The organism is Pseudomonas sp. PSPC3-2, from assembly GCF_049897085.1.
GTDB classification, from domain to species: domain Bacteria; phylum Pseudomonadota; class Gammaproteobacteria; order Pseudomonadales; family Pseudomonadaceae; genus Aquipseudomonas; species Aquipseudomonas paraveronii.
In genome coordinates this window covers 1-22,934 of the sequence record NZ_JAFCVO010000005.1, presented here as the reverse complement: position 1 = coordinate 22,934, position 22,934 = coordinate 1, and the positions used below count along the sequence as shown (strand labels likewise).

Below are 22,934 nucleotides of genomic sequence, written 5' to 3'. Positions count from 1 at the left end.
GATTACCCGATGAACATCCGCACGCTGCCGCGACTGCTGGCAATCACTGCTGGCCTCAGCGCCCATGCGGCTCAGGCCGCAACCACAGGCACCTTGAACTTTGTCGGCCAGGTCAACGCCGGTACCTGCAACCTGGCGGCCGGCGATCTGAACCGTACCCTCACACTGCCGACCATCAAGATCGCCGACTTTGATGCAACGCCCTCCACAGGCGCCTTCGATTTCGAGATATCGGCCGACTGCGAATCGGACATCCGCAACGTCACGTTCCTGTTCGCGGGCAGCGCCTCGACCGGCAACGCCGTGCTGTTTGCCAATACGGGAACCTCAGGCGGCACGGCCCTTTGGCTGCTGCACCGCGCGACACCCGGTTACACCATCCCCGCCAACGGCACCGACGCCCAGCGCAGCCGCACGGTGGAGACCAGCAGCAACAAGGCGGTGTTGCCACTCACAGCGGCGTACCATAAAACCGGCGCAGCGGTCACCCAAGGCACCCTGGCCAGCGCCGTGACGGTGTCGATCACGTACAACTGACCGGCCCATTATGCGCACGTAAAAAAACGCCCGACCTTCACAGGCCGGGCGTTTTTTATGTGTCCCGAGTAGATCAGGACTGACTGGATGGCGTCGGGGTTACCGACGCTGCAGTCGGTGCAGGCGCAGCAGTCGGCGCGGTTGCCGAGTTGGCGCTTGAAGCGCTGGGCGCCGGGGTCGCAGGCTTGGCGGCCACGGCCGGCTTCGCTGCTGCGGGCTTCTTCGCGGCTACCGGCTTCTTCGCGGCGGCAGGTTTGGCCAGCGCTGGCTTGGCCGCAGGTTTGGCGGCAGCCGGTTTAGCGGCGGGTTTGGCTGCGGCCTTGGCGGCAGGTTTAACGGCCGGCTTGGCAGCGGCTTTAGCGGCCACTGGTTTAGCGGCAGGCTTGGCCGCCGGTTTAGCCGCCGCAACTTTCGCAGCCGGCTTGGCAGCCGGTTTAACCACGGCTTTGGCGGGCGCTTTGGCCGCAGGTTTGGCAGCCGGCTTGGCGGCGGCTTTAGCCAGTGGCTTGGCGGCAGCGGTTTTAGTCGCTGGCTTAGCCGCAGCAGCAGCCTTCACCGGCGTCACTTTGGCACCGGTGAGTTTTTCGATTTGTTTGGTCAGCGTGTCAACCTTGCTGTGCAGTGCCTTCACTTCACTACGGCTAGGAACACCCAGTCGTGAAATGGCACTGTGGAGACGTTTGTCGAAAGCCCCTTCCAATTCGCCCCATTTATCACTGAGTTTCGACTTGGCGGAACCTGCAGTCGCTTTGGCTGCATCCACTTGTTTGCCGACGGTGCTCTTGGTCAACTTCTCGGCCTTCTCGCCGTCTTTAACCAATGTCTCGAAGAGTTTGCTGCCGTCACTGTCGATCTTCGAGTAAACGCCTAAACCAGCCAGCCAGATCTTGCGGGAATATTCTTCAACTTTCCCGACCCACGAGCTGCCTTCTTTCTGAGTAGTCTTTTTAACAGCCATCCCGATGTCTCCTTAGTGTTTACGCGCGACACGTTCGAGCAATGCCGTCAGCTCTTCGAGCTTAGCAGAGAGTGTCTCCACGTCATGTTTAGACGCAATGCCGATTCGATTCAAGGCACTTGCAACACGCGTGTCAAAAGCTTTTTCAACTTTATCCAGTTGAACTTCTACCCGACCTTTGACGCTGGCGATATTACTCGTTACTTGGTCAATCTGACTGTTGGCCGCATCAAGTTGTTCAAGTGCAACTTTTTTGCCTTTACTTTCAACATGTTGACCGGTCTTAACCAGCTCTTTGAAGTACTCGCCGCCCTCGCTTCCGACCTTGGCATAGACCCCTAGGCCTGCCAGCCAGATCTTGCGGGCATAGGTTTTAACGTCGTCCAGGGCGTGGCTCGGGGCGTCGATTTTTTTCTTCAGGATAACTTTGGCCATGATGCACCTCACGTAAAAAGGGTGGAGGAACGGCCCGCAGAAGTTGAGGGCGTGGGCACAAAGTAGGCAGAAAAATTAGAATCGGCACCCTAAGAACAGCGGGATCAGGCCAAGGCTTTATCCAGGGCTTTCTCGATTTCAGTCTTGATGGTGCCACTCATGGCCGACATCAACAGGCCCAGTTCCACATCAATACGCAACAGATCATCGGCGACCAACACCGTGCCTTTAACCCCCGAACGCTTGAGGTTCAACGTATCGCCCGACCACGAAGGCTGCAGGCCATATTGATCCTGGAGTTTCTGTGCCAGCTTCTCGGCCTTCGCCCGTGCGCCTTCTTTACCCAGGGAATGCGCACGTTCAACAGTGATACGGGCCATTGCAATGACTCCTCTTTATAACGACTTGAACACCTGCCATGCGGCAAAAGGTCTCGGTGAGCACCTATCTTACCTTCAGCCTTGCCAAGACAAAGCAGGCCTTGGGGATTATCATGTCCCGCATTCAATTTTGGTGACAGCGATATGACTGATCAGCGCAAAGGCAGCGATGCCGAACCCACCACTCACTTCGGCTTCAAGAACGTCCCGGAAAGCCAGAAAGCGGAAAAAGTCGCTGAAGTGTTCCACTCCGTTGCGGCCAAGTACGACCTGATGAACGACGTGCTCTCCGGCGGCATGCACCGCCTGTGGAAGCGCTTCACCATCGAGTTGTCGGGTGTACGCACTGGCAACCGCGTGCTGGACATCGCGGGTGGTACCGGCGACTTGGCGGCCAAGTTCTCCAAGCTCGTCGGCCCGACCGGCCAGGTGGTGCTGGCGGATATCAACGGTTCGATGCTCAAGGTCGGCCGTGATCGCCTGCTCGACAAAGGCGTGGCCGGCAATATCGAATTCGTCCAGGCCGATGCGGAAAAGCTGCCGTTCCCCGACAACCATTTCGACTGCGTGACCATCGCGTTCGGCCTGCGCAACGTGACCCACAAGGAAGACGCGATCCGCTCGATGCTGCGCGTGCTCAAGCCCGGTGGCCGCCTGCTGGTGCTGGAGTTCTCCAAACCGGCCAACGCGCTGATGTCCAAGGTCTACGACACCTACTCGTTCGCCTTCATGCCGTTGATGGGCAAGCTGATCACCAACGACGCCGAGAGCTATCGCTACCTGGCAGAGTCGATCCGCATGCACCCCGACCAGGAAACCCTGAAGTCGATGATGGTAGACGCCGGTTTCGACCGCGTGACCTACCACAACATGACCTCAGGCATCGTCGCCCTGCACCGCGGCATCAAGCCCTGATGCTGTTCCAAGGCCTGCTCGCCAGCGTCGAACTCGGTGTCAACCGGGTGCTGCGCCTGGACAGCACCGCCCTGGCGCGGCTCGCGCACTTGAACGGCAAGATCATCGCCGTCGACTGCACGAGCCCGGCCTTGCAGCTGTTTATCCTGCCCAGCGATGAAGGCCTATTGCTCGCGACCCAGTGGGCCGCCGAGGCCGACTGCACCCTGCGTGCGCCGGCCTCGAGCCTGTTGCACCTGGCGCTGAGCCGCAACAAGACCGCCATCCTCCACAGCCCCGAAGTGGCGCTGGAAGGCGACAGCGCGGCGCTGATGGACCTGGCCGCCGTGCTGCAAGACCTGGAACTGGACTGGGAATACGAACTGTCGCGCTGGATCGGCCCCGTGGCCACCCAGTTGATCAGCGGTCACCTGCGCAGCCGCACGCGCTGGTACCAGCAGGGGTTCGCCAGCCTCAACCAGAACCTCGCCGAATACCTGAGCGAAGAATCGCGCACCCTGGTCGGACAACGGGAAGCGCAAGCGCGCTTTCGTGAACTCGATAAGGCCAAAATCGACCTGGAACGCCTTGAGGCCCGCTTCGAGCGCCTGAGCCGTTCCCTTGATCCAAGCGATAACGCATGAAGCTGCTCGCCGTCCGCCGTTTGTTCCGTATCCAGCGCGTCGTCATCCGCTACCGCCTCGATGACCTGCTGTTCGCCCTGCCCTTGCCGTGGTTCCTGCTGGCCGTGCGTTACGTGCTGCCGTGGCGCTGGTTCCCACGCAAGCCACTGGACCTGAGCCGTGGCACGCGCCTGCGCCTGGCCTTGCAGGATTTGGGGCCAATCTTTATCAAGTTCGGGCAGATCCTCTCGACCCGTCGCGACCTGTTGCCCGAAGACATCGCCGACGAGCTGATGCTGCTGCAGGACCGCGTGCCGCCGTTCGATTCGCAGCAATCGATGAAGCTGATCGAAGAGCAGTTGGGCAAGAAGATCAGCGACGTGTTCAGCCGTTTCGACGTCGAGCCCCTGGCTTCGGCCTCGGTGGCGCAAGTGCATGCGGCGCAGCTCAAGACCGGCGAAGAAGTGGTGGTGAAGGTGATTCGCCCAGGCCTCAAGGCGATCATCGGCCAGGACCTGGCGTGGCTGTTCATTCTCGCCCGCGCCGCCGAACGCTTCTCCGCCGACGCGCGCCTGCTGCACCCGGTGGACGTGGTCGCCGACTACGAAAAAACCATCTACGACGAACTCGACCTGCTGCGCGAAGCGGCCAACGCCAGCCAGCTCAAGCGCAACTTTGAAGGCTCACCGCTGCTGTACGTGCCGCAAGTGTATTGGGACTGGTGCCGCCCTAAAGTGTTGGTGATGGAGCGCATCTACGGCGTGCAGGTCACCGACCTCGCGACGCTGACCGACCAGCGCACCGACATGAAGATGCTCGCCGAGCGCGGCGTCGAGATCTTCTTCACCCAGGTGTTCCGCGACAGTTTCTTCCACGCCGACATGCACCCCGGCAATATCTTCGTCAGCACCATCAACCCGTGGAGCCCGCAGTACATTGCGATCGACTGCGGCATCGTCGGCAGCCTGACCCCGGAAGACCAGGACTACCTGGCGCGCAACCTGTTCGCCTTCTTCAAGCGTGACTACCGCCGCGTGGCGCAGTTGCACATCGATTCGGGTTGGGTGCCCGCAGAAACCAAGCTCAATGAATTCGAAGCGGCGATCCGCACCGTGTGCGAGCCGATCTTCGAAAAACCGCTAAAAGACATTTCCTTCGGCCAGGTACTGATGCGCCTGTTCCAGACCGCGCGGCGCTTCAATATGGAAGTGCAGCCGCAGTTGGTGCTACTGCAGAAAACCCTGCTGAACATTGAAGGCCTGGGCCGCCAGTTGTACCCGGACCTCGACCTGTGGAACACCGCCCAGCCGTTCCTCGAACGCTGGATGCGCGAACGGGTCAGCCCGAAAACCCTGCTGGGCAACCTGCAGAGCCAGGTGGAGCAACTGCCGCACCTGGCCAACATGACCCGCGACCTGCTGGAGCGCATGTCCCAGCCCCACGCCAAGGACCCGGCGCCGCCGTGGCACACGCGCAAGGACGACTGGTTCCTGCGCCTGCTGGGCGCCGCGCATCTGGTCGGCGGTGTAATGCTGGCCATCGGCGGGCCGCTGAACCAACTGGGCCACTGGCCGGCCGGTATCATGGTCGCCGTGGGTGTTTATCTGATCGTGCGTCGGTAGCCAATCCGGTTATACACTGTCGCAAATTGCCGGAGCCGAAGATGAAAGACTGGCTGGATGAGATCAAGTGGGACAGTGACGGCCTGGTGCCGGCCATTGCCCAGGACTACAAGACCGGGCGCGTGCTGATGATGGCCTGGATGAACCGCGAGGCGCTGAGCCTCACCGCCGCTGAGCAGCGCGCCATTTACTGGTCACGTTCACGTGGCAAACTGTGGCGCAAGGGTGAAGAGTCCGGGCACGTACAAACCCTGCACGAGATACGCCTCGACTGCGACGCCGACGTGGTGATCCTCAAGGTCGAGCAGATCGGCGGTATCGCCTGCCACACCGGCCGCCACAGCTGCTTCTATCGCGTGTTCGAGAACGGCGAGTGGAAGGTTGTAGAGCCGGTACTCAAAGACCCGCACGCCATTTACTCGGCAGGACACTGAACATGAGCGATACCCTGAACCGTGTGGCCCAGGTGCTGGAAGAGCGCAAAGGCGCGGATGCCGAAAGCTCCTACGTCGCCAGCCTGTACCACAAAGGCCTGAACAAGATCCTGGAAAAACTCGGCGAAGAATCCGTCGAGACCATCCTTGCCGCCAAGGATGCCGAGATCAGCGGCGACTGCAGCGATGTGATCTACGAAACCGCCGACCTGTGGTTCCACAGCCTGGTCATGCTCGCTCAACTGGGGCAGCATCCGCAGGCGGTGCTGGATGAACTGGACCGTCGCTTCGGCTTGTCCGGGCATGTCGAAAAGGCCTCGCGCCCGTCCGCCTGAATAACTTTTACAGAGGAATTGCAGCATGGGCATTTTTGACTGGAAACACTGGATCGTTATTCTGGTGGTAGTCGTTCTGGTATTTGGCACCAAGAAACTGAAAAACCTCGGCACCGACGTGGGCGAGTCGATCAAGGGCTTTCGCAAGGCCATGAACGACGACGAAAAGCCGGCCGACCCCGCCGTCAACCCGGCGCCACCGGTCCAGCCTGTGCACCCCCAGGCGGCCCAGCCGATCACCGAGCGTCGGACCTTCGACGTGCAGGCTGAAAAAGTTGAAGAGCCGATCCGCAAAGACTCGTGAGCACTGACTAATGTTTGGTATCAGCTTCTCTGAACTGCTGCTCGTCGGCCTCGTGGCCTTGCTGGTCCTGGGGCCGGAACGCCTGCCCGGTGCCGCGCGCACGGCTGGCCTGTGGATCGGGCGCCTGAAACGCAGTTTCAACGCCATCAAACAGGAAGTTGAACGGGAAATCGGCGCCGACGAAATCCGCCGCCAACTGCACAACGAACACATCCTGTCGTTGGAGCAAGAGACGCGCAATATTCTGACGCCGGTGCAGGAGCAGGCCAAGCCGGTGGCGCCCGTGGCCGAGCACAGCATCGCGCCCACGCCCGCAGTTGAAGCAACGCCCGCCACCCCGACCACGCCAACCGAGCCAGCGCCGGCGCCCATCGCGGCGCCTGCTCCCCATGACCCTACATTGCCGCCGCGAGCCCCATGAGCGCTGATAAACCGGAAAACGACCAGCACATGCCGCTGGTCTCGCACCTCACCGAGCTGCGTACCCGCCTGCTGCGTTGCGTGGCGGCGATCTTCGTAATTTTTGCCGGGCTGTTCGCCTTTACCCAGCAGATCTACACCTTCGTCTCCACGCCACTGCGCCATTACCTGCCAGCGGGCGCGACGATGATCGCCACCGACGTATCGTCGCCGTTCCTCACGCCGCTGAAGCTGACGATGATGGTCTCGCTGTTCCTCGCGATCCCGGTGATCCTGCACCAGATCTGGGGCTTTATCGCCCCCGGCCTGTACAAGCATGAGAAGCGCATCGCAGTGCCCTTGCTGGTGTCGAGCATCCTGCTGTTCTACACCGGCATGGCGTTCGCTTACTTCCTGGTGTTCCCGCTGATCTTCAAGTTCTTCGCCGCCGCCACCCCGGCCGGCGTTGAGATGATGACCGACATCACCAGCTACCTCGACTTCGTGATGACGCTGTTCTTCGCCTTCGGCGTGGCCTTCGAAATCCCGGTGGCCGTGGTGTTGCTGGTGTGGATCGGCGTGGTCAACGTGCAATACCTGAAGAAGGTCCGCCCCTACGTGATCATCGGCTGCTTCGTGGTCGGCATGATCCTGACCCCGCCGGACATTTTCTCCCAGACATTGCTGGCAGTGCCGATGTGGATGCTGTTCGAGATCGGCATCCTGTTCAGCAGCCTGATCACCAAGCGTGGCGAACACCCCGACGACCAAGCCGCCGACGACAACGACCAGCCGCCAGCAACCCAGCCGTGAACCTGCTGCTGCTTGAAGAGGCCGACTTTATCGCGGCCGACCGGGTGATCCTGCGTGACCGGCGCCTGGTGCATATGCAGGACGTGCACCGCGCGACGGTGGGCGACAACCTGCGGGTCGGGCGCATCGGCGGGCTGATGGGCAATGCACAACTGCTGCGCCTGGAAGCCCACGAAGCCGAGTTGCAAGTAGCCTTCGACCTGCCGCCACCGGCCAAACTGCCGCTGACCCTGTTGCTGGCCCTGCCCCGCCCGAAAATGCTCCGCCGGGTGCTGCAAACCGTCGCCGCCATGGGCGTGCCGAAGGTAGTGCTGCTCAACAGCTACCGCGTGGAAAAGAGCTTCTGGCAAACCCCCTTCCTGGAGCCCGAGGCGATTCGCGAGCAATTGATCCTCGGCCTGGAGCAGGCGCGGGACACGGTGCTGCCCGAGATCATCATCGAAAAACGCTTCAAACCCTTCGTCGAAGACCGCCTGCCCGCTCTGACCGCAGGCACCCTTGGCCTGATCGGCCATCCCGGCGATTACCCATCCTGCCCGCGCGGGCTGGATGAGCCGGTGACCTTGGCTATCGGCCCGGAAGGCGGCTGGATTCCCTACGAGGTCGACCTGCTGACCAAGGCAGGCCTGCAACCGGTGCAACTGGGTGCACGCATCCTGCGCGTGGAGACCGCCGTCACCGCCCTGCTCGCCCGGCTGTTCTAGCCACCCTATTCCTACAGATTTTTCATGCGCCGCCGATAACCTTCGAATAATTCCAAGCCTTGCTCTAGGGGAGTTCGCAGCATGTATCGTTGGTTAGCCGAAAAGCTGGGGAATGTCAGCGTCAACCACAAGCTGGGCGTAGGCTTTGGCCTGGTGTTGCTCCTTACCTTGTTGATCACCTTCACCGGCTGGACCGGCCTGGGCGATGTGACCAGCCGTGGCGACAAATTGGGGTATATCTCCAGCCTCAATGTCTTGACCAAAGACCTGCGTATCGCCCGCCTGGACTATGAAATGCGCCGTGGCGAACAAGGCACGGCAGCCGTCAGCGACCTGCTGAACCGGCTGGACAGCGGCATGAAGACCGCCCGTACACTGATCGAAAACCCCACGGACATCGCCCTGGTCGATGAGCAATTGGCCGCCGTGGACCAATACAAACGCGCATTCAGCGATATGGCGCAAGCCGGCGCCAACCGCGAAGACGCGCGCAGCAAGCTGGGCAATACCGCCGACAATGCCGTGCTCAAGGTGAATGAAGTCGAGAAGTCCCTGCTGCAAGGCGACAGCGTCACCCAGTTCAATAGCGTGGTCGAACTGAGCAAGCTGATCCAGCAAGCGCGCTTCCAGGTTCGCGGCTACACCTACAGCGGCAAGGTCGAGGCTGAGCAACCTGCGCTCGACGCCATCGACAACGCCCTGAAGAAGATCACTGAACTGCAAGGCGCATTGCCGGCGCAATACCAGGCGGACCTGCAACAGGCCAGTGTCTCGCTGCAAGCCTATCGCGCCGCTGTCAGCCAGTTCCGCGACTCCCAGGTGGCCACCGCCGTCGCACTCAAAACCATGAGCGCACAAGGCGATATCCTGCTGAGCCGCAGCGATAAACTCACGCTTTCCCAGACCGCAGTGCGCGACACCGATGCCGCCCAGGCCAGGTACCTGCTGCTGCTCGCCACCGTACTGGCATTGATCTTTGGCCTGGTGGCCGCCTGGGCGATCACGCGCCAGATCGTCATCCCGCTGAATCAGACCCTCAAGGTGGCCGAGCGCGTTGCTTCGGGCGACCTGAGCCACGACCTGACATCCACACGCCAGGACGAACTGGGCCAACTGCAACGCGCCATGCAAAGCATGACCGTGGGCCTGCGCGAACTGATCGGCGGCATCAGCGACGGCGTCACCCAGATCGCCAGCGCCGCCGAACAATTGTCGTCGGTCACCGAGCAGACCAGCGCCGGGGTCAACAATCAGAAAATCGAGACCGACCAGGTCGCCACCGCCATGAATGAAATGGCCGCGACCGTGCAGGAAGTTGCGCGCAACGCCGAGGAAGCCTCCGAAGCGGCCTTGGTGGCGGACCAGCAGGCCCGCGAAGGCGACAAGGTGGTCGGTGAAGCCATCGCCCAGATCGAACGCCTGGCCACTGAGGTCGGCAACTCCACCGAGGCCATGGGCCATCTCAAGCGCGAAAGCGACAAGATCGGCAGCGTGCTCGACGTGATCAAGTCGGTGGCCCAGCAAACCAACCTGCTGGCGCTTAACGCTGCGATTGAAGCGGCACGAGCCGGTGAAGCCGGGCGTGGCTTCGCGGTGGTGGCCGATGAAGTGCGCAGCCTGGCTCAACGCACGCAAAAATCCACGGAAGAGATCGAAGAGCTGATCGGCGGCCTGCAAACGGGCACCCAGCAGGTGGCAACCATCATGGACAACAGCCGCGGGCTGACCGACAGCAGCGTCGAGTTGACTCGCCGCGCCGGCAGCGCCCTGGAAAACATCACCCGCACCGTGTCGACCATTCAGGCGATGAACTCGCAGATTGCCACCGCCGCCGAGCAACAAAGCGCCGTGGCCGAAGAGATCAACCGCAGCATATTGAACGTGCGCGATGTGTCGGAGCAAACGTCCTCGGCCAGTGAAGAGACCGCCGCCTCCAGCGCTGAACTGGCGCGCCTGGGCATCTACCTGCAAACCCTGGTTGGGCGCTTCCGCATCTGACCGGCGCTGGGCGGCGAGCCATCCGGGTCGCCGCACTTCAGCAACTTGTGAAATTTCCTACGCACTTATCAGCCCGCCCTCACCCCAAATCGATTTAGCGTTTGCATGGTTGCGCAGCGCTTTTTCAGATTTGGAGGTTCACCATGTTTCCTCGGCTGACCCACTTGCTGGTCAACGCCAGCGTCCGACTCAAACTCGCCCTGGGCTTTGGCCAGGTGCTGATCCTCAGTTTCATCATTGCCATGACCGGCTGGCAGGCCTTGAATGCCGCCCTGTTCCGCTCCAGCAACCTGACGGTGCTGGGCCAACTGGCGGCCGACGCCGAGGCGATGCGCGCCGACCGCATCGTTTACCGCACCCTCACGGACACCGCCAGCCTGGGCAAAATGACGCAGCAGATCAAAAAAATCGATCAGCATCTCGACTACCTGTCACAGCACGTCATTGATCCGACCGACCTGCAGCGCCTCAAGGAAGCGGAGCGTCTCGTGGCCAGCTTCAAAGCGGCGCTAATGGAATTGCCGCCCTTGATCGAACAGCGGGAAAACACCCGGCCGCCGCTGCATAAGATCGCCCTGCAAGCCAGCGATACCCTCGCGCAACTGGCCAGCGAACTGCCTGACCAGCAAGACCAGCAGGCCCTCGACGCTATAGAGAGCCTGCGCCAAGCCATGGAACAGGCCGAAGATCGCGCCCAGAGCCCCGCCTGGGCCGCCGAGTCGCTGCAAGCCTATGCCGAAGCGGTGGGCAAGACCCTCGACGCCCTGGATATCGCTCAAGCCGCCGTCACAAGCCTACCCGTCGACTCTGTCGTGCTCACCACGGATCTGGCCACCTACCGCACCTTGCTGATCAAACTCAAGGAGACCCAAGTCACCGCCGAAACCGCGCAGAACCGGTTTGAACAGCAACTCAACCAGTTGCTCGAACAAAGTGACCTGGTGAGCCAGGGCCAGATCCTCAAACGCGACCGGGAAGCGGAGCACACCCGAACACTGCTGGTCAGCGTCACGCTTGCCGCTCTGCTGCTCGGCGCCCTGGCCGCCTGGTGGATCGCCCGGCAGATCACCCTGCCGTTGCGTGAAGCCTTGGTCGCCGCCAACCGCATCGCAGCGGGCGATTTAAGCGAAAACCCCGCCGTGGAGCGCCGTGATGAAATGGGCCAGTTGCAGCAGAGCATCGGGCAGATGATCCGCAACCTGCGCGGCCTGATCAGCGGCATTGGCGACAGCGCCCGGCAAATCGCCAGTGCGGCCACGCAGTTGTCGGCCGTCACCGAACAGACCCGCGCCGGCGTCAACAATCAAAAGGACGAAACCGATCAGGTCGCCACGGCAATGAATGAAATGCTCGCCACCGCCCAGGAGGTCGCGCGGCATGCCGAACAAGCGTCGATCGCGGCGAGTGAAGCCGACCAACAGACCCGCGTCGGCGACAAGGTGGTTGCACAGGCCGTTGAACAGATCGGCCACCTGGCCAGTGAAATGGCCCTCTCCAGCCGAGCAATGCTGGCGTTGCAGCAAGAGAGCCAAAAGATCGGCAGTGTGCTGGACGTGATCAAATCAGTGTCCCAGCAGACCAACCTGCTGGCGTTGAACGCCGCCATCGAAGCCGCGCGCGCGGGCAGTGCCGGAGAAGGCTTTGCGGTAGTCGCCGATGAAGTGCGCAGCCTGGCCCGGCGCACCCAGGCGTCGGCCGAGGAAATTGAAGAACTGATCCTCAGCCTGCATTCCGGCACCCAACAGGTGGCGGACATCATGGACAGCAGTCGCAGCCTGACAGACAACAGCGTCGGCTTGACCCGCGACGCCGGCGACGCCCTGGCGGCGATTGCCCGCACGGTGTCGGTCATCCAGGAAATGAACCCGCAGATTGCCGCCGCCGCCGAGGAACAAAGCGCGGTGGCCGAGGAGATCAATCGCAGTGTGTTGAAGGTGCGCGATGTGTCCGAGCAAACCGCCGCCGCCAGTGAAGAAACGGCGGCAGCGAGCGCTCAGTTGACCCAGTTGAGCCTGGACCTACAGACGCTTGTCAGCAAGTTCCGACTTTAACGCTTCCATAGTGTGAGCGTGATTACAGCACCTGGCGCAGGAAGGCCTGGGCGCGCGGGTCTTTCGGCGCATCGAAGAACTCGGCCGGGGACGCGTCTTCAAGCAGCTTGCCATGGTCGAAGAACAGCACGCGGTCCGCCACTTCACGGGCAAAGCCCATTTCGTGGGTGACACAGACCATGGTCATGCCTTCCAGGGCCAGGGTTTTCATGACGTCAAGCACTTCGCCGACCATTTCCGGGTCGAGGGCCGAGGTGGGCTCGTCGAACAGCATCACCTTGGGTTCCATCGCCAGCGCACGGGCAATCGCCACCCGCTGCTGCTGGCCGCCGGACAGCCGCGAGGGAAACTCGTTGGCCTTTTGCGCAATGCCGACCTTTTCCAGCAACGCCAGGGCCTTGGCTTCACGCTCTTGCTTGCCACGCTTGCGCACGACTTTTTGCGCCAGGCACAGGTTCTCCAGCACCGTCATGTGGGGGAACAGGTTGAAGTGCTGGAACACCATGCCGACTTCGCGGCGATAGGCGTTCACGTCGGTTTTCGGATCAGCCAGTTGCAGCCCGTCGATGCTCACCGAACCCGAATCGAACGCTTCCAGGCCATTGAGGCAGCGCAGGAAGGTCGACTTGCCCGAGCCAGACGGACCGATCACCACCAGCACTTCGCCCTTGGCGACCTGGGTGGTGACGTGGTCCACCGCGCGCACCACTTGGCCACGGGTGTCGAAGACTTTTACCAGATCGCGGACTTCAATCACTTTGCGCGAGCCTCCGCTCAAGCCGGCTGGCCATTTTCGACAGCGGCAGGTTGATCAACAGGTACAGGCCTGCCACGCAGAACAGGATTTCAAACGGCGAAAACGAGGTGGTGATGACTTCGCGGCCGCTCTTGAGCAACTCGGTAATCGCGATCACCGACACCAGCGAGGTGTCTTTCACCAGGCTGATAAATTGCCCGGCCAGGGGCGGCAGCACGCGCTTGAGCGCCTGCGGCAGCACCACATGGCGCATCGACTGGCTGGCACTCAAGCCCAGCGAGCGCGCGGCTTCGTTCTGGCCTCGGGTGATCGATTGCACACCGCCTCGGACGATTTCCGCCACGTAGGCCCCGGTGAACAGCGACAGCGCAGCGATCGCGGCAAACTCCCGGGACAGGTTGAGCACCGTACCGATAAAGAAATAGAAAATGAAAATCTGCACCAATAGCGGGGTGCCGCGCACCAGTTCGACGTAGATCGTCGACAGATCGCGCAAGGTCGGGTTGCTGGACAGCCGGCACAAACCCGTCGCCAGGCCGATCGCCAAGCCCAGGACCCCGGACACCACGGACAGCCACAAGGTGGTCCATAAGCCCCACATCAATGGCCCCAGCGCCCACTGCCGGGTCACGCCCACTACATCGCCTTCGGCCACGTCATCGCCACGTGCGACTTGCAGGCTGTTGTCGGCCACGGTGAGCTTTTGCTCGGTGCCCGCATCGTTGCGCAGGGTGACTTCAGCCACATCGCCTTTGCGCACCAACTCGACAACGGTGGACACATCCGCCGCGCGCTGGGACGTTTCGGCCTGATAGGCGAAATATTGCGGCACGCGGTTCCAGCGCCATTCGTAGGACATCAGCGACGTGGCGTAGTACAAGGCGCCCGCCAGGCCGACCAGCACGACCACGGTCAGCAGGTGCCAGGGCCATTGGGCTTTTTTCTGTTTCATTTCAGGTTCCGGGATGTGTGTCGCCTGTCATACCGCCATCGCGAGCAAGCCCGCTCCCACATCTCGACCGCATTCTCATGCTGGAACTCGGTCGAGTGTGGGAGCGGGCTTGCTCGCGATAGGCGCGACTCGGTATTCCGCCAGCCTTATTCCATGTCCTTGAGCCACTCGGAGCTCTTGAACCACTTGTCATGGATGCGATCGTAGGTGCCGTCGTTCCTGATCTGGTGCAGGAAGTTGTTGATGTAGTTGATGCTGTCGTAATCGCCTTTCTTCAGACCGAAGGCCAACGGCTCGAAGGTGAAGGGTTCTTCAAGGAACACCAGCTTGCCGTTACCGACTTTCTTCTCGGCGACGACGTTGTACGGCGCGTCATACACAAAGGCATCGGCCTTGCCGTTGACCACGTCCAGCACGCCTTCCTGTTCGTTGTCGTAGCCGTGGTACTTGGCCTTGGAGATCAGCTTTTTGGCCACCATCTCGCCGGTGGTGCCGAGCTTGGAGGTCAGGCGGTATTTCTCGTCGTTCAGGTCTTTGTAGGACTTGATGGTGCCTTCCAGGTCCTTGCGAATCAGCAGGGTCTGGCCAACCACGATGAAGGGTTCGCTGAAGTTCAGGCGCAGGTTGCGTTCCTGGGTCAGGGTCATGCCGCTGCCGATCATGTCGAACTTGCCGGTGAGAAAGGCCGGGATAATGCCGTCGTAGCCGGTGGACACCAGCTCCAGCTTGACGCCCATGGACTTGGCCATGGCCTTGAGGATGTCGACTTCGAAGCCGATGATTTCACCGCGCTTGTTGGTCATTTCGAACGGCATGTAGGTCGGGTCCATGCCGACTTTCAGCGTGCCACGCTTGACCGCATCGTCGATGGCTCCGGCCTGAGCCGCGTTGGCCGCGACCAGCGCGGTGACGCCGAGCAGCAGCATCGAAAGATACTTTTTCATCATCAAGTCCCCTGAACGATTCTTATGAGGGCGGCGCGCAAAAGGGCTGCACCATTTCGGGGTGCGATCCTAACCCACTCGCTGCCCGGCACAAAGGTTTCGCGGGTAATTGTTGTCGATGCATGTCGGAATATCCCTACAGCGCCGCGCAGAGGCGCAGGGATAGACACCTTATCGCCCGGCTCAGGCAATGGGTTGATGTGTAAGCACTTATGACTTTCAGTCGACCTCCGTCATCCAGTCGGTGTCCTTGAACCACTTGTCGTACAGCCGATCGTAGGTGCCGTCCTGCGCCACTTGGTTGAGAAAATGGTTGATCCAGTTCAGGCTGTCGTAATCGCCTTTTTTCAGGCCGAACGCCAGGGGCTCGTAGGTGAAGGGTTGCTCCAGCGCCAGTAACGCCTGGTTTTCCGGCCGAGTCATCGCGATCAGGTTGTAGGGCGCGTCATGGATAAACGCATCGGCCGCACCGATCACCACCTGGCGCACCCCTTCCTCCGGCGTCGCGAAACTGCTTAGCCGAGCCGCCCCGAGGAATCGTCGCGCCGCAGCCTCTGCGGTAGTGCCTTCAGTGGTGGCGATGCGGTAGCCGGCTTCGTTCAGGTCCTCGATACTGGCAACCTTGCCGGCGAGGCGGGGATGCAGCAACACCGTTTGGCCTACCACGATAAAGGAGTCACTGAAATTCAGCTTGAGGTTGCGCTCCTGCGTGACCGTCATGCCGCTGCCAATCAGATCAAACTTCCTCGCCATCAGCCCCGATAGCAACTCGGTGTACGGCACCGCCACCAGCTCAAGTTCAACCCCCAGGGCACGGCTCATCGCCTGGAGCAAATCGACTTCAAAACCGACAATACGCCCCTGTTTATCGGTCATCTCGAATGGCACGTAGGTGGGCGTGGTGCCCACTTTCAGCACGCCACGCCGAACGGCGTCGTCCAGCGCGCCGGCCTGCACCAGACCACCGTGAATCAATGCGACAGCGCCCATCAGCAATGCCGAACAATACCTTTTGATCATGAATCCCCCTGTGGTCGAGTCAAATTTCGGGGGGCGATGCTAACTCAGACACAGGCACGGCAATACGCCTCGAACCGGGGACTTTTGTTTCGAAATAACAAGGAGTTAGGGTGCAAAGGAAGAAGCGGGAAACGCTGTAGGACCAGCGCTTGAGATGCCCCCGAGGAGAACCCTCGGGGGCGTCTGAATCAGGCCGGTTGAGCCTGGGACGACAGCGGTTGCAACGGCAGCAATGGCGCGTGGGGATCAGACTTGATCGACTCGCGCCAGGCCCCCAACCACTCGGCATGCCCTTCGCTCCAGACCTGCTCGTGCAAGCGGGCCAGGGCCACCGGGTCACTGAGCAAGGCCAGGCGTTCGGCGTTGGTGAGGCCGGCAGGGCCGACTTTCAACGCATAACGCACGCGCTCGCCACGCAGGTACTCGATCGGCTCCGCCTCACGGTGACGCGAGGTCGCCAAGGCGCAAGCCAGGGCGTTCTGCTGCGGGTCGACCACCGAACGCACAAACCCGTCGTTGAGGGCGTGCCAACGGTTTTCGTGGGTGTACTTCTCGGTCGACAGCAGCGCTTGCGGCGGATTGTATTCCTCAGGGATCAAGAACAGGCTCTCGTCACGGGACTTGAGACCCAGCTTGACTCGACTGGAAATCACCGACACCGGGATCGACAGCATCAGCGAACCGACGATCGGGATCAGCCACCACAGGAAGCTCGGGTTCAACCACACCACCAACAGCGCCCAGAGAAAGCCGAGCAGGGTTTGCGGACCGTGGCGCTTGACCGCTTCACCCCATGGGGTGGAGTCGTCGTCACGCTGCGGCGAATTCCAGGTCGCAGCCCAGCCGAGGAACGCGGCGAGGACGAAGCGGGTGTGGAAGATCATCCGCACGGGCGCCAGCAGCATGGAGAACAACATCTCCAGCAGCATCGACATTGTCACCTTGAACTTGCCACCGAACTCTTTCGCGCCCTTGGCCCAGATCAGGATGACGCTCAGCAACTTCGGCAGGAACAGCAGCACGACAGTGGTGGAGAACAACGCCACCGCCTTGTCCGGATGCCATTGCGGCCACAGCGGGTACAACTGGCGCGGCGCCATGAAGTACTGCGGCTCCATCAAGGTGTTCACCGCCAGCAACGCGGTGGACAGCACCAGGAAGAAGAACCACAACGGTGCCGACAGGTAGGACATCACGCCGGTGAGGAACACCGCACGGTGGACCGGGTGCATGCCCTTGACCAGGAACAGGCGGAAGTTCATCAGGTTGCCGTGGCACCAGCGACGGTCACGCTTGAGTTCGTCCAGCAGGTTCGGCGGCAGTTCTTCGTAGCTGCCCGGCAGGTCGTAGGCAATCCACACGCCCCAGCCGGCACGGCGCATCAGCGCGGCTTCAACGAAGTCGTGGGACAGGATCGCACCGGCGAACGCGCCTTTACCCGGCAACGGCGCCAGGGCGCAGTGCTCGATAAATGGCTTCATCCGGATGATTGCGTTGTGACCCCAGTAGTGGGATTCACCCAACTGCCAGAAGTGCAGGCCGGCGGTAAACAGCGGACCGTACACACGGGTGGCGAACTGCTGCATGCGCGCATACAGGGTGTCCATACCCGACGCCCGTGGCGCGGTCTGGATAATCCCGGCATCCGGCGTGGCTTCCATCAGGCGCACCAGGCTGGTCAGGCATTCGCCGCTCATCACGCTGTCGGCGTCGAGAACGACCATGTATTTGTAATCACCGCCCCAACGACGGCAGAAGTCGTCGAGGTTGCCGCTCTTGCGTTTGACGCGACGGCGACGGCGACGATAGAAGATCTTGCCGAAGCCACCGGCTTCGCGGCACACGTCGAGCCAGGCTTGCTGCTCGGCAATGCAGATGTCGGCGTCGTTACTGTCGCTGAGCACGAAGAAGTCGAAGCGGTCCAGATCACCGGTAGCCGCGACTGATTCAAACGTCGCACGCAGACCGGCGAATACGCGGGGCACGTCTTCGTTACAGATCGGCATCACCAGCGCGGTACGCGCATTTTTCGGAATCGGCTCGTTACCGGCACTTTTACCGGAGATCCGGTATTTATCGTGGCCAGTCAGCAGCTCGAGGAAGCCCATCAACGCGGTCCAGAAACCTGCCGACACCCAGCAGAACAAGATCCCGAACATGATCAGGATGCTGGTTTGCAGCGCGTAAGGCAGTACCTGGGTCGCGGTTTGCAGCAGGGTCTGGTTGCGGATCTCGTCGAAGTCGACCAGCGACCACCCCTGGTACGGCATGATGCCTTTCATATACCAGCCGGCCACGATGGTCTGGCCGAGCATCAGCGTCAGCAGGATGTAGCGACGGATCGAACCGACGGTGCGCCAGCGCGCCGCCGGCAGCACGCGTTCGTCTTTCGGCGGCGTCGGCGGGTTGGTGCGGCCGGTCAGCCGGCGCCAGCCGCGCACCAGGATATTGGTGCGCCACGGCTCAGGCACAACCTTGGTCCGACGAATCGGCGGAGTGGCCTTGAGGCACACACGGCCGCTGGCGTCGAGCGCCAGCATTTCGGCATCCTCCAGCTCTTCCGCCGTGCTGAGGGTCAACCGGCGGCCAACCGACGCTTGGGCAGCGTCGACCGGCGCATCGAACACCTTGGACGACAAACGTTCGTGCAGTTCGCTGAAGGATGTGCAGCCCGCCAGTTCGGCGCGCTGCTCTGCGGTCATCGGCAGGTGCGCCAGATACTCGGACAGAGTCTCTGGCTGGACTTGAGAATTACTCATCGGCAGGCAACTGATAGCTCCAGGTTTCGGTCAGGACTTGCTCGGTCTTGATCGGCTCCGGTGTGGCTGGGGCAGCTTCTGGCTGCTTGGCTTCCTTGTCTTTCTTGGCCTGTTTCTCATGCTGTTTGGCCAGCACTTTGTCGGCTTTGAGTACTTGGGTCGACACCTTCTCGGGCTCAGGCTGCACGATGTCCTGGACCAGGGCCGCACGCATTTCAGTCGGTTTGCCTGCGTCCTTGATCTTCATGCGCAAGGTCAGGCGCCAGCCTTTGGTGTGCTCGTTGTAACGCACGCTGTTTTCGACCAACTCAGCGTTGTCACCCACGCTCACCTGGCTGCGAACCGGCGCGTCCGGCGGCAGTTTCTTCAGGGACGGGCCCTCGAAGTCCACCAGGTACGCGACGCTGCCATCCGGCTGACGGATCAGGTTGGATTGCTTCACGTCGCCGGTGGAACGCAGGGTCTGCTTGACCCAGGCGCTGTCCGGCGAATGGAACGCGGCGTCGTCCAGGGTCCAGTGCAGGCGATAGGCGACATCCAGCGGCTGGCCGACTTCCGGCAGTTTTTCCGGGCTCCAGAAGGCCACGATGTTGTCGTTGGTTTCGTCGGCGGTCGGGATCTCTACCAGGTCGACGGAACCCTTGCCCCAGTCGCCTTCAGGCTCGATCCAGGCGCTTGGCCGCTTGTCGTAGTTGTCGTCCAGGTCTTCGTAGTGACTGAAGTTGCGACCGCGTTGCAGCAGGCCGAAACCACGCGGGTTCTCTACGGTGAAGTTACTGACCGACAGGTGTTTAGGGTTGTTCAGTGGGCGCCAGATCCACTCGCCATTACCGGCATGGATCGACAGACCGCTGGAATCATGCAGCTCGCGACGGTAGTTGAGGACCTTGGACGGCTGGTTCGCGCCGAACAGGAACATGCTGGTCAACGGGGCAACGCCCAGCTTGCTGACCTTGTCGCGCAGGAACATCTGGGACTTGACGTCGACCACGGTGTAGGTGCCAGGACGCAGGATCAGGCGATAGGCACCGGTGGCACGCGGCGAATCCAGCAGAGCGAAGATCACCAGGTGCTTGTCACCCGGCTTTGGACGCTCGATCCAGAACTCGGTGAAACGCGGGAACTCTTCGCCGGACGGCAGCGCGGTATCGATCGCCATGCCACGGGCGGACAGGCCATACACCTGGTCCTTGCCCACGACGCGGAAATAGCTGGCCCCGAGCATGGTCAGGATTTCGTCTTGCTTGTCGCCCTTGTTGATCGGGAACAGCACACGGAAACCGGCATAACCCAACTGCTCGGTGGACTTGGGATCAAACTTGACGTCGCCGAAATCGAAGCGCGTCGGGTCGTATTTGATTTCCTGAACGTTGTCGGCGGTGACTTCGTTGATTTTCACCGGTGTATCGAAGTGCATACCCTGGTGATAGAAGGACAGCTTGAACGGGGTGTTCTGATCGGCCCACTCGGCTTTTTCGTTACGGAAACGAATCTTCTGATAATCAGCGAATTTCATTTCGCGGAATTCGTTCGGCAGATTGCTGCGCGGAGCTTCGTATTTCTGCCCGGCCAGCTCTTTTGCCTTGGCCGACACATCATCCAGACTGAATGCCCACAGTTGACCCGCGCCGAACAGGCAAAACAGGGCGGAGCCCGTCACCAGTGCGTTTCGTAACCGTTTGGCAGACAATTTTGGTGCATTACAGGGACTAACAATCACGAGCAACCCTCGCCGAAAACAGATCAAAAAACCAACGGCCAGCTATCTATATGCCAGGTTGGCGAGCATTGTTCCGACTCCCCTGGGGCAAAATGATTCCCCTGAGGCTGTCGGACAAGTCTCTACCTAAGTCAAAAATGGACCAAACAACGCTGATCCCCGTAGCGCGCGATTATCTAGTAGCCCGCGAGACAACGCATCAGGGACAACGAAGTATTTATAGCGAAACCCTGCGTTTTTAGGCATTAACGTCGTTTTTAATACATTCATGTCTGTAAGAGGAAGGTCACAGGGCCATCATTGACCAAATGTACCTGCATATCCGCACCAAAACGCCCGGACGCCACCTTGCCATGCAATTGTTGCGCTTGTAACAGCAAGTGTTCAAAAAGTGCTGCGCCCAGAGCCGGCGGCGCGGCGGTGGAGAAACTTGGCCGCAGCCCGCTTTTGGTATCCGCCGCCAGGGTGAACTGCGACACCAGCAGCAAACCGCCGCCGATATCCTTGAGCGACAGGTTCATCTTGCCGTCGTCGTCGCTGAACACCCGATAGTTAAGCAGCTTATGCAGCAGTTTGTCGGCGCTCTCGACGGTGTCCGCAGGTTCCACGGCCACCAGCACCAGCAAACCCTGGTCGATCGCCCCCACGATTTCGCCCGCGACCTCGACCCGGGCGCCACGCACCCGTTGCAACAGGCCCTTCATGCTTCTTCAGGCGGCAGGTCCAGCAGGCGGCGCGCCATCTCGCCGGTCGCGCGCACCAAGGCATCGGTGATGCCGGGCTCGGACGCCGCATGGCCCGCCTCGCGGATCACCTGCAGTTCACTGTTCGGCCAGGCCTGGTGCAACTCCCACGCGTTATCCAGCGGACAGATCATATCGTAGCGGCCGTGGATGATTACGCCAGGCAGATGGGCGATCTTGTGCATGTCTCGAATCAGCTGGTTGGGTTCCAGGAAGGAATTGTTGGTGAAGTAGTGGCACTCGATGCGGGCGATCGACAGCGCACGCTGGGGCTCGGCGAAACGCTCGATCAACTGCGGGCTCGGGCACAGGCCCAACATGCGCCCTTCCCAGGTGGACCAGGCCTTGGCGGCGTGCATCTGGGCAATCTGGTCGTTGCCGGTCAGGCGTTTGTGGTACGCGGCGAGCAGGTCGTGGCGCTCGTCCAGGGGGATCGGCGCAAGGTAATCCTGCCAGTAATCCGGAAACAGACGGCTGGCGCCTTCCTGGTAAAACCAGCGGATGTCCTGGGGCCGGGCCAGGAAAATCCCGCGCACGATCAAACCGTGCACGCGCTCGGGATGGGTTTGCGCGTAGGCCAGCGCCAGGGTCGAACCCCAGGAGCCGCCGAACAAGACCCATTTATCGATGCCCAGGTGCTCGCGAATGCGCTCAAGGTCGGCGACCAGGTCCCAGGTGGTGTTATTTTCCAGGCTGGCGCGGGGGGTAGAACGCCCGCAGCCACGCTGGTCAAAGGTGATGATGTGGTACAGGTTCGGATCGAAATAGCAGCGGCTGTTGGCGTCGCAACCGGAGCCAGGGCCACCATGAATGAATACGACGGGCAAGCCTTCGGGAGAGCCACTTTCATCGACGTACAGGGTGTGGGTGTCGTCGACAGCCAGATCGTGCCGGGCGTAGGGTTTGATCTGCGGGTACCAAGTCTGCATTGCGCGCTCCGTAGGGGGTCGGGTTCATCCCTGGGGGGACGTCTTTTATTCTGCCGTCTGGCACTATAAACCCGAATTGTGCAATGAGCATGTCCTTGAGCGCTTAGACCTGTGTCAGCAGTTCGCTACCCAGGTGAGCCAACAGGCAGCTATCAAAGCCAGTCGCCCTCCTCCACCTCGCTCTGCGCCCGCAAACAGCCATGGACCAGACTTTGGCCGCAGTACAGCAGCGCGCTTACGCCCGCCGCGTGCAGGTGCTTGGCATACAAGTGGAGAGTTTGGCCGATCAACCTCAGGAGCATTCCTACAAGCGCATCGGAAAGTCTCACCTGAGCAATACCGCCACTGCGTGATTTGATCCGGGTCTTTTTCAGACACGGATCGTTACGCATGACTGACACGCCTTGGGCTGCCCGCGAGGGCGATGCGCTTCTGCACAGTTCAATGCTGGCCGACGTTTTAGGCGGAGTCCTGGAGATTGCCGCCAACGTGGCCGTGACCGCATTGGCGACAGCGGCGGTGGTTGCGGCGGCGGGTGTCACCGTGGCGACTGGCGGTCTCGGCTGCGTGGTACTCGGCGCTGTGGTGGGTGCGGTGGTCGGCGTCGGCATGAGCAAAACCGG

24 protein-coding genes and 2 pseudogenes are annotated in these 22,934 nt (G+C 61.2%); 14 read left to right on the top strand and 12 right to left on the bottom strand.

Annotated elements, in window-relative coordinates; translation table 11 throughout:
• Nucleotides 1-9: 9 nt before the first annotated feature.
• A complete protein-coding gene (locus ACP7CJ_RS10270; RefSeq protein ID WP_276195925.1) occupies nucleotides 10-537 on the top strand; it encodes a fimbrial protein in 528 nt (175 codons plus the stop codon).
• Nucleotides 538-610: 73 nt separating this feature from the next.
• Here the strand turns inward: ACP7CJ_RS10270 and ACP7CJ_RS10265 are convergent, their stop codons facing one another.
• The 3 genes from ACP7CJ_RS10265 to ACP7CJ_RS10255 all read right to left on the bottom strand — a co-directional run bounded on the left by ACP7CJ_RS10265 (nucleotide 611) and on the right by ACP7CJ_RS10255 (nucleotide 2,310).
• Entirely contained in the window at nucleotides 611-1,495 is an 885-nt protein-coding gene (locus ACP7CJ_RS10265) for a phasin family protein (protein WP_276195923.1), read from the bottom strand.
• 12 nt (nucleotides 1,496-1,507) lie between these two features.
• Entirely contained in the window at nucleotides 1,508-1,930 is a 423-nt protein-coding gene (locus ACP7CJ_RS10260; protein WP_247397023.1) for a phasin family protein, read from the bottom strand.
• A 104-nt stretch (nucleotides 1,931-2,034) separates the two neighbouring features.
• Nucleotides 2,035-2,310, bottom strand: coding sequence for a polyhydroxyalkanoic acid system family protein (locus ACP7CJ_RS10255; RefSeq protein WP_247397021.1), 276 nt, complete (start codon nucleotides 2,308-2,310; stop codon nucleotides 2,035-2,037).
• Between the two features lie 144 nt (nucleotides 2,311-2,454).
• Here ACP7CJ_RS10255 and ubiE point away from each other — a divergent pair, with 144 nt between their 5' ends.
• The 12 genes and pseudogenes from ubiE to ACP7CJ_RS10195 all read left to right on the top strand — a co-directional run bounded on the left by ubiE (nucleotide 2,455) and on the right by ACP7CJ_RS10195 (nucleotide 12,487).
• Entirely contained in the window at nucleotides 2,455-3,225 is a 771-nt protein-coding gene (ubiE, locus tag ACP7CJ_RS10250) for a bifunctional demethylmenaquinone methyltransferase/2-methoxy-6-polyprenyl-1,4-benzoquinol methylase UbiE (protein WP_426100483.1), read from the top strand.
• Entirely contained in the window at nucleotides 3,225-3,848 is a 624-nt protein-coding gene (locus ACP7CJ_RS10245) for a ubiquinone biosynthesis accessory factor UbiJ (RefSeq protein WP_276195921.1), read from the top strand. The genes ubiE and ACP7CJ_RS10245 overlap by 1 nt, the downstream gene beginning before the upstream one ends.
• Entirely contained in the window at nucleotides 3,845-5,449 is a 1,605-nt protein-coding gene (ubiB, locus tag ACP7CJ_RS10240; protein ID WP_276195919.1) for a ubiquinone biosynthesis regulatory protein kinase UbiB, read from the top strand. The genes ACP7CJ_RS10245 and ubiB overlap by 4 nt, the downstream gene beginning before the upstream one ends.
• 41 nt (nucleotides 5,450-5,490) lie before the next feature.
• Nucleotides 5,491-5,883, top strand: a complete 393-nt coding sequence (gene hisI, locus ACP7CJ_RS10235) for a phosphoribosyl-AMP cyclohydrolase (RefSeq protein ID WP_017849884.1) — start codon at nucleotides 5,491-5,493, stop codon at nucleotides 5,881-5,883.
• Between the two features lie 2 nt (nucleotides 5,884-5,885).
• Nucleotides 5,886-6,218 carry a phosphoribosyl-ATP diphosphatase gene (locus ACP7CJ_RS10230; RefSeq protein ID WP_247397012.1) on the top strand — a complete coding sequence of 111 codons (333 nt, stop codon included), beginning with the start codon at nucleotides 5,886-5,888 and terminating at the stop codon, nucleotides 6,216-6,218.
• 25 nt (nucleotides 6,219-6,243) lie between these two features.
• Nucleotides 6,244-6,522, top strand: coding sequence for a twin-arginine translocase TatA/TatE family subunit (locus tag ACP7CJ_RS10225; RefSeq protein ID WP_276195917.1), 279 nt, complete (start codon nucleotides 6,244-6,246; stop codon nucleotides 6,520-6,522).
• A 10-nt stretch (nucleotides 6,523-6,532) separates the two neighbouring features.
• Nucleotides 6,533-6,943 carry a Sec-independent protein translocase protein TatB gene (gene tatB / locus ACP7CJ_RS10220; protein ID WP_276195916.1) on the top strand — a complete coding sequence of 137 codons (411 nt, stop codon included), beginning with the start codon at nucleotides 6,533-6,535 and terminating at the stop codon, nucleotides 6,941-6,943.
• On the top strand, nucleotides 6,940-7,734 hold the full coding sequence (gene tatC, locus ACP7CJ_RS10215; protein ID WP_247402944.1) for a twin-arginine translocase subunit TatC: 795 nt from the start codon (nucleotides 6,940-6,942) through the stop codon (nucleotides 7,732-7,734). The genes tatB and tatC overlap by 4 nt, the downstream gene beginning before the upstream one ends.
• Nucleotides 7,731-8,438, top strand: coding sequence for a 16S rRNA (uracil(1498)-N(3))-methyltransferase (locus ACP7CJ_RS10210; RefSeq protein ID WP_276195915.1), 708 nt, complete (start codon nucleotides 7,731-7,733; stop codon nucleotides 8,436-8,438). Before tatC ends, ACP7CJ_RS10210 begins: the two co-directional genes overlap by 4 nt.
• 81 nt (nucleotides 8,439-8,519) lie before the next feature.
• Nucleotides 8,520-9,530 (top strand): annotated as a pseudogene (locus ACP7CJ_RS10205) (methyl-accepting chemotaxis protein); the annotation flags it as partial.
• Nucleotides 9,531-9,563: 33 nt separating this feature from the next.
• Entirely contained in the window at nucleotides 9,564-10,436 is an 873-nt protein-coding gene (locus ACP7CJ_RS10200) for a methyl-accepting chemotaxis protein (RefSeq protein ID WP_426244274.1), read from the top strand.
• Nucleotides 10,437-10,579: 143 nt separating this feature from the next.
• Nucleotides 10,580-12,487: a methyl-accepting chemotaxis protein gene (locus tag ACP7CJ_RS10195; RefSeq protein WP_276195913.1), complete on the top strand. Its 1,908-nt coding sequence runs from the start codon at nucleotides 10,580-10,582 to the stop codon at nucleotides 12,485-12,487.
• 22 nt (nucleotides 12,488-12,509) lie between these two features.
• On the opposite strand, the gene ACP7CJ_RS10190 is transcribed toward ACP7CJ_RS10195, so the two are convergent.
• The 9 genes and pseudogenes from ACP7CJ_RS10190 to ACP7CJ_RS10150 all read right to left on the bottom strand — a co-directional run bounded on the left by ACP7CJ_RS10190 (nucleotide 12,510) and on the right by ACP7CJ_RS10150 (nucleotide 22,703).
• Entirely contained in the window at nucleotides 12,510-13,244 is a 735-nt protein-coding gene (locus ACP7CJ_RS10190; protein ID WP_426100485.1) for an amino acid ABC transporter ATP-binding protein, read from the bottom strand.
• Nucleotides 13,237-14,196: an amino acid ABC transporter permease gene (locus ACP7CJ_RS10185; RefSeq protein ID WP_247402931.1), complete on the bottom strand. Its 960-nt coding sequence runs from the start codon at nucleotides 14,194-14,196 to the stop codon at nucleotides 13,237-13,239. Before ACP7CJ_RS10185 ends, ACP7CJ_RS10190 begins: the two co-directional genes overlap by 8 nt.
• Nucleotides 14,197-14,342: 146 nt before the next feature.
• On the bottom strand, nucleotides 14,343-15,140 hold the full coding sequence (locus ACP7CJ_RS10180; RefSeq protein WP_276195911.1) for a transporter substrate-binding domain-containing protein: 798 nt from the start codon (nucleotides 15,138-15,140) through the stop codon (nucleotides 14,343-14,345).
• 219 nt (nucleotides 15,141-15,359) lie between these two features.
• Nucleotides 15,360-16,160: a transporter substrate-binding domain-containing protein gene (locus ACP7CJ_RS10175; protein WP_276195910.1), complete on the bottom strand. Its 801-nt coding sequence runs from the start codon at nucleotides 16,158-16,160 to the stop codon at nucleotides 15,360-15,362.
• 171 nt (nucleotides 16,161-16,331) lie between these two features.
• Nucleotides 16,332-18,919, bottom strand: a pseudogene (gene mdoH, locus ACP7CJ_RS10170) (glucans biosynthesis glucosyltransferase MdoH); the annotation flags it as partial.
• Nucleotides 18,912-20,639: a glucan biosynthesis protein G gene (locus tag ACP7CJ_RS10165; protein WP_426100487.1), complete on the bottom strand. Its 1,728-nt coding sequence runs from the start codon at nucleotides 20,637-20,639 to the stop codon at nucleotides 18,912-18,914. The gene ACP7CJ_RS10165 and the pseudogene mdoH, both read right to left, overlap by 8 nt.
• 266 nt (nucleotides 20,640-20,905) lie before the next feature.
• Nucleotides 20,906-21,343: a D-aminoacyl-tRNA deacylase gene (gene dtd, locus ACP7CJ_RS10160; protein WP_247407480.1), complete on the bottom strand. Its 438-nt coding sequence runs from the start codon at nucleotides 21,341-21,343 to the stop codon at nucleotides 20,906-20,908.
• A complete protein-coding gene (gene pip / locus ACP7CJ_RS10155) occupies nucleotides 21,340-22,311 on the bottom strand; it encodes a prolyl aminopeptidase (protein ID WP_276195908.1) in 972 nt (323 codons plus the stop codon). The genes dtd and pip overlap by 4 nt, the downstream gene beginning before the upstream one ends.
• A gap of 152 nt (nucleotides 22,312-22,463) precedes the next feature.
• Nucleotides 22,464-22,703 (bottom strand): hypothetical protein, encoded by a 240-nt coding sequence (locus ACP7CJ_RS10150; RefSeq protein ID WP_426100489.1) that lies wholly within the window; start codon nucleotides 22,701-22,703, stop codon nucleotides 22,464-22,466.
• Between ACP7CJ_RS10150 and ACP7CJ_RS10145 the strand changes: the two genes are divergently transcribed.
• A partial coding sequence (locus ACP7CJ_RS10145; protein WP_426100007.1) for a hypothetical protein occupies nucleotides 22,702-22,934 on the top strand: 233 nt, incomplete at its 3' end. The two genes, ACP7CJ_RS10150 and ACP7CJ_RS10145, sit on opposite strands and share 2 nt — an antisense overlap.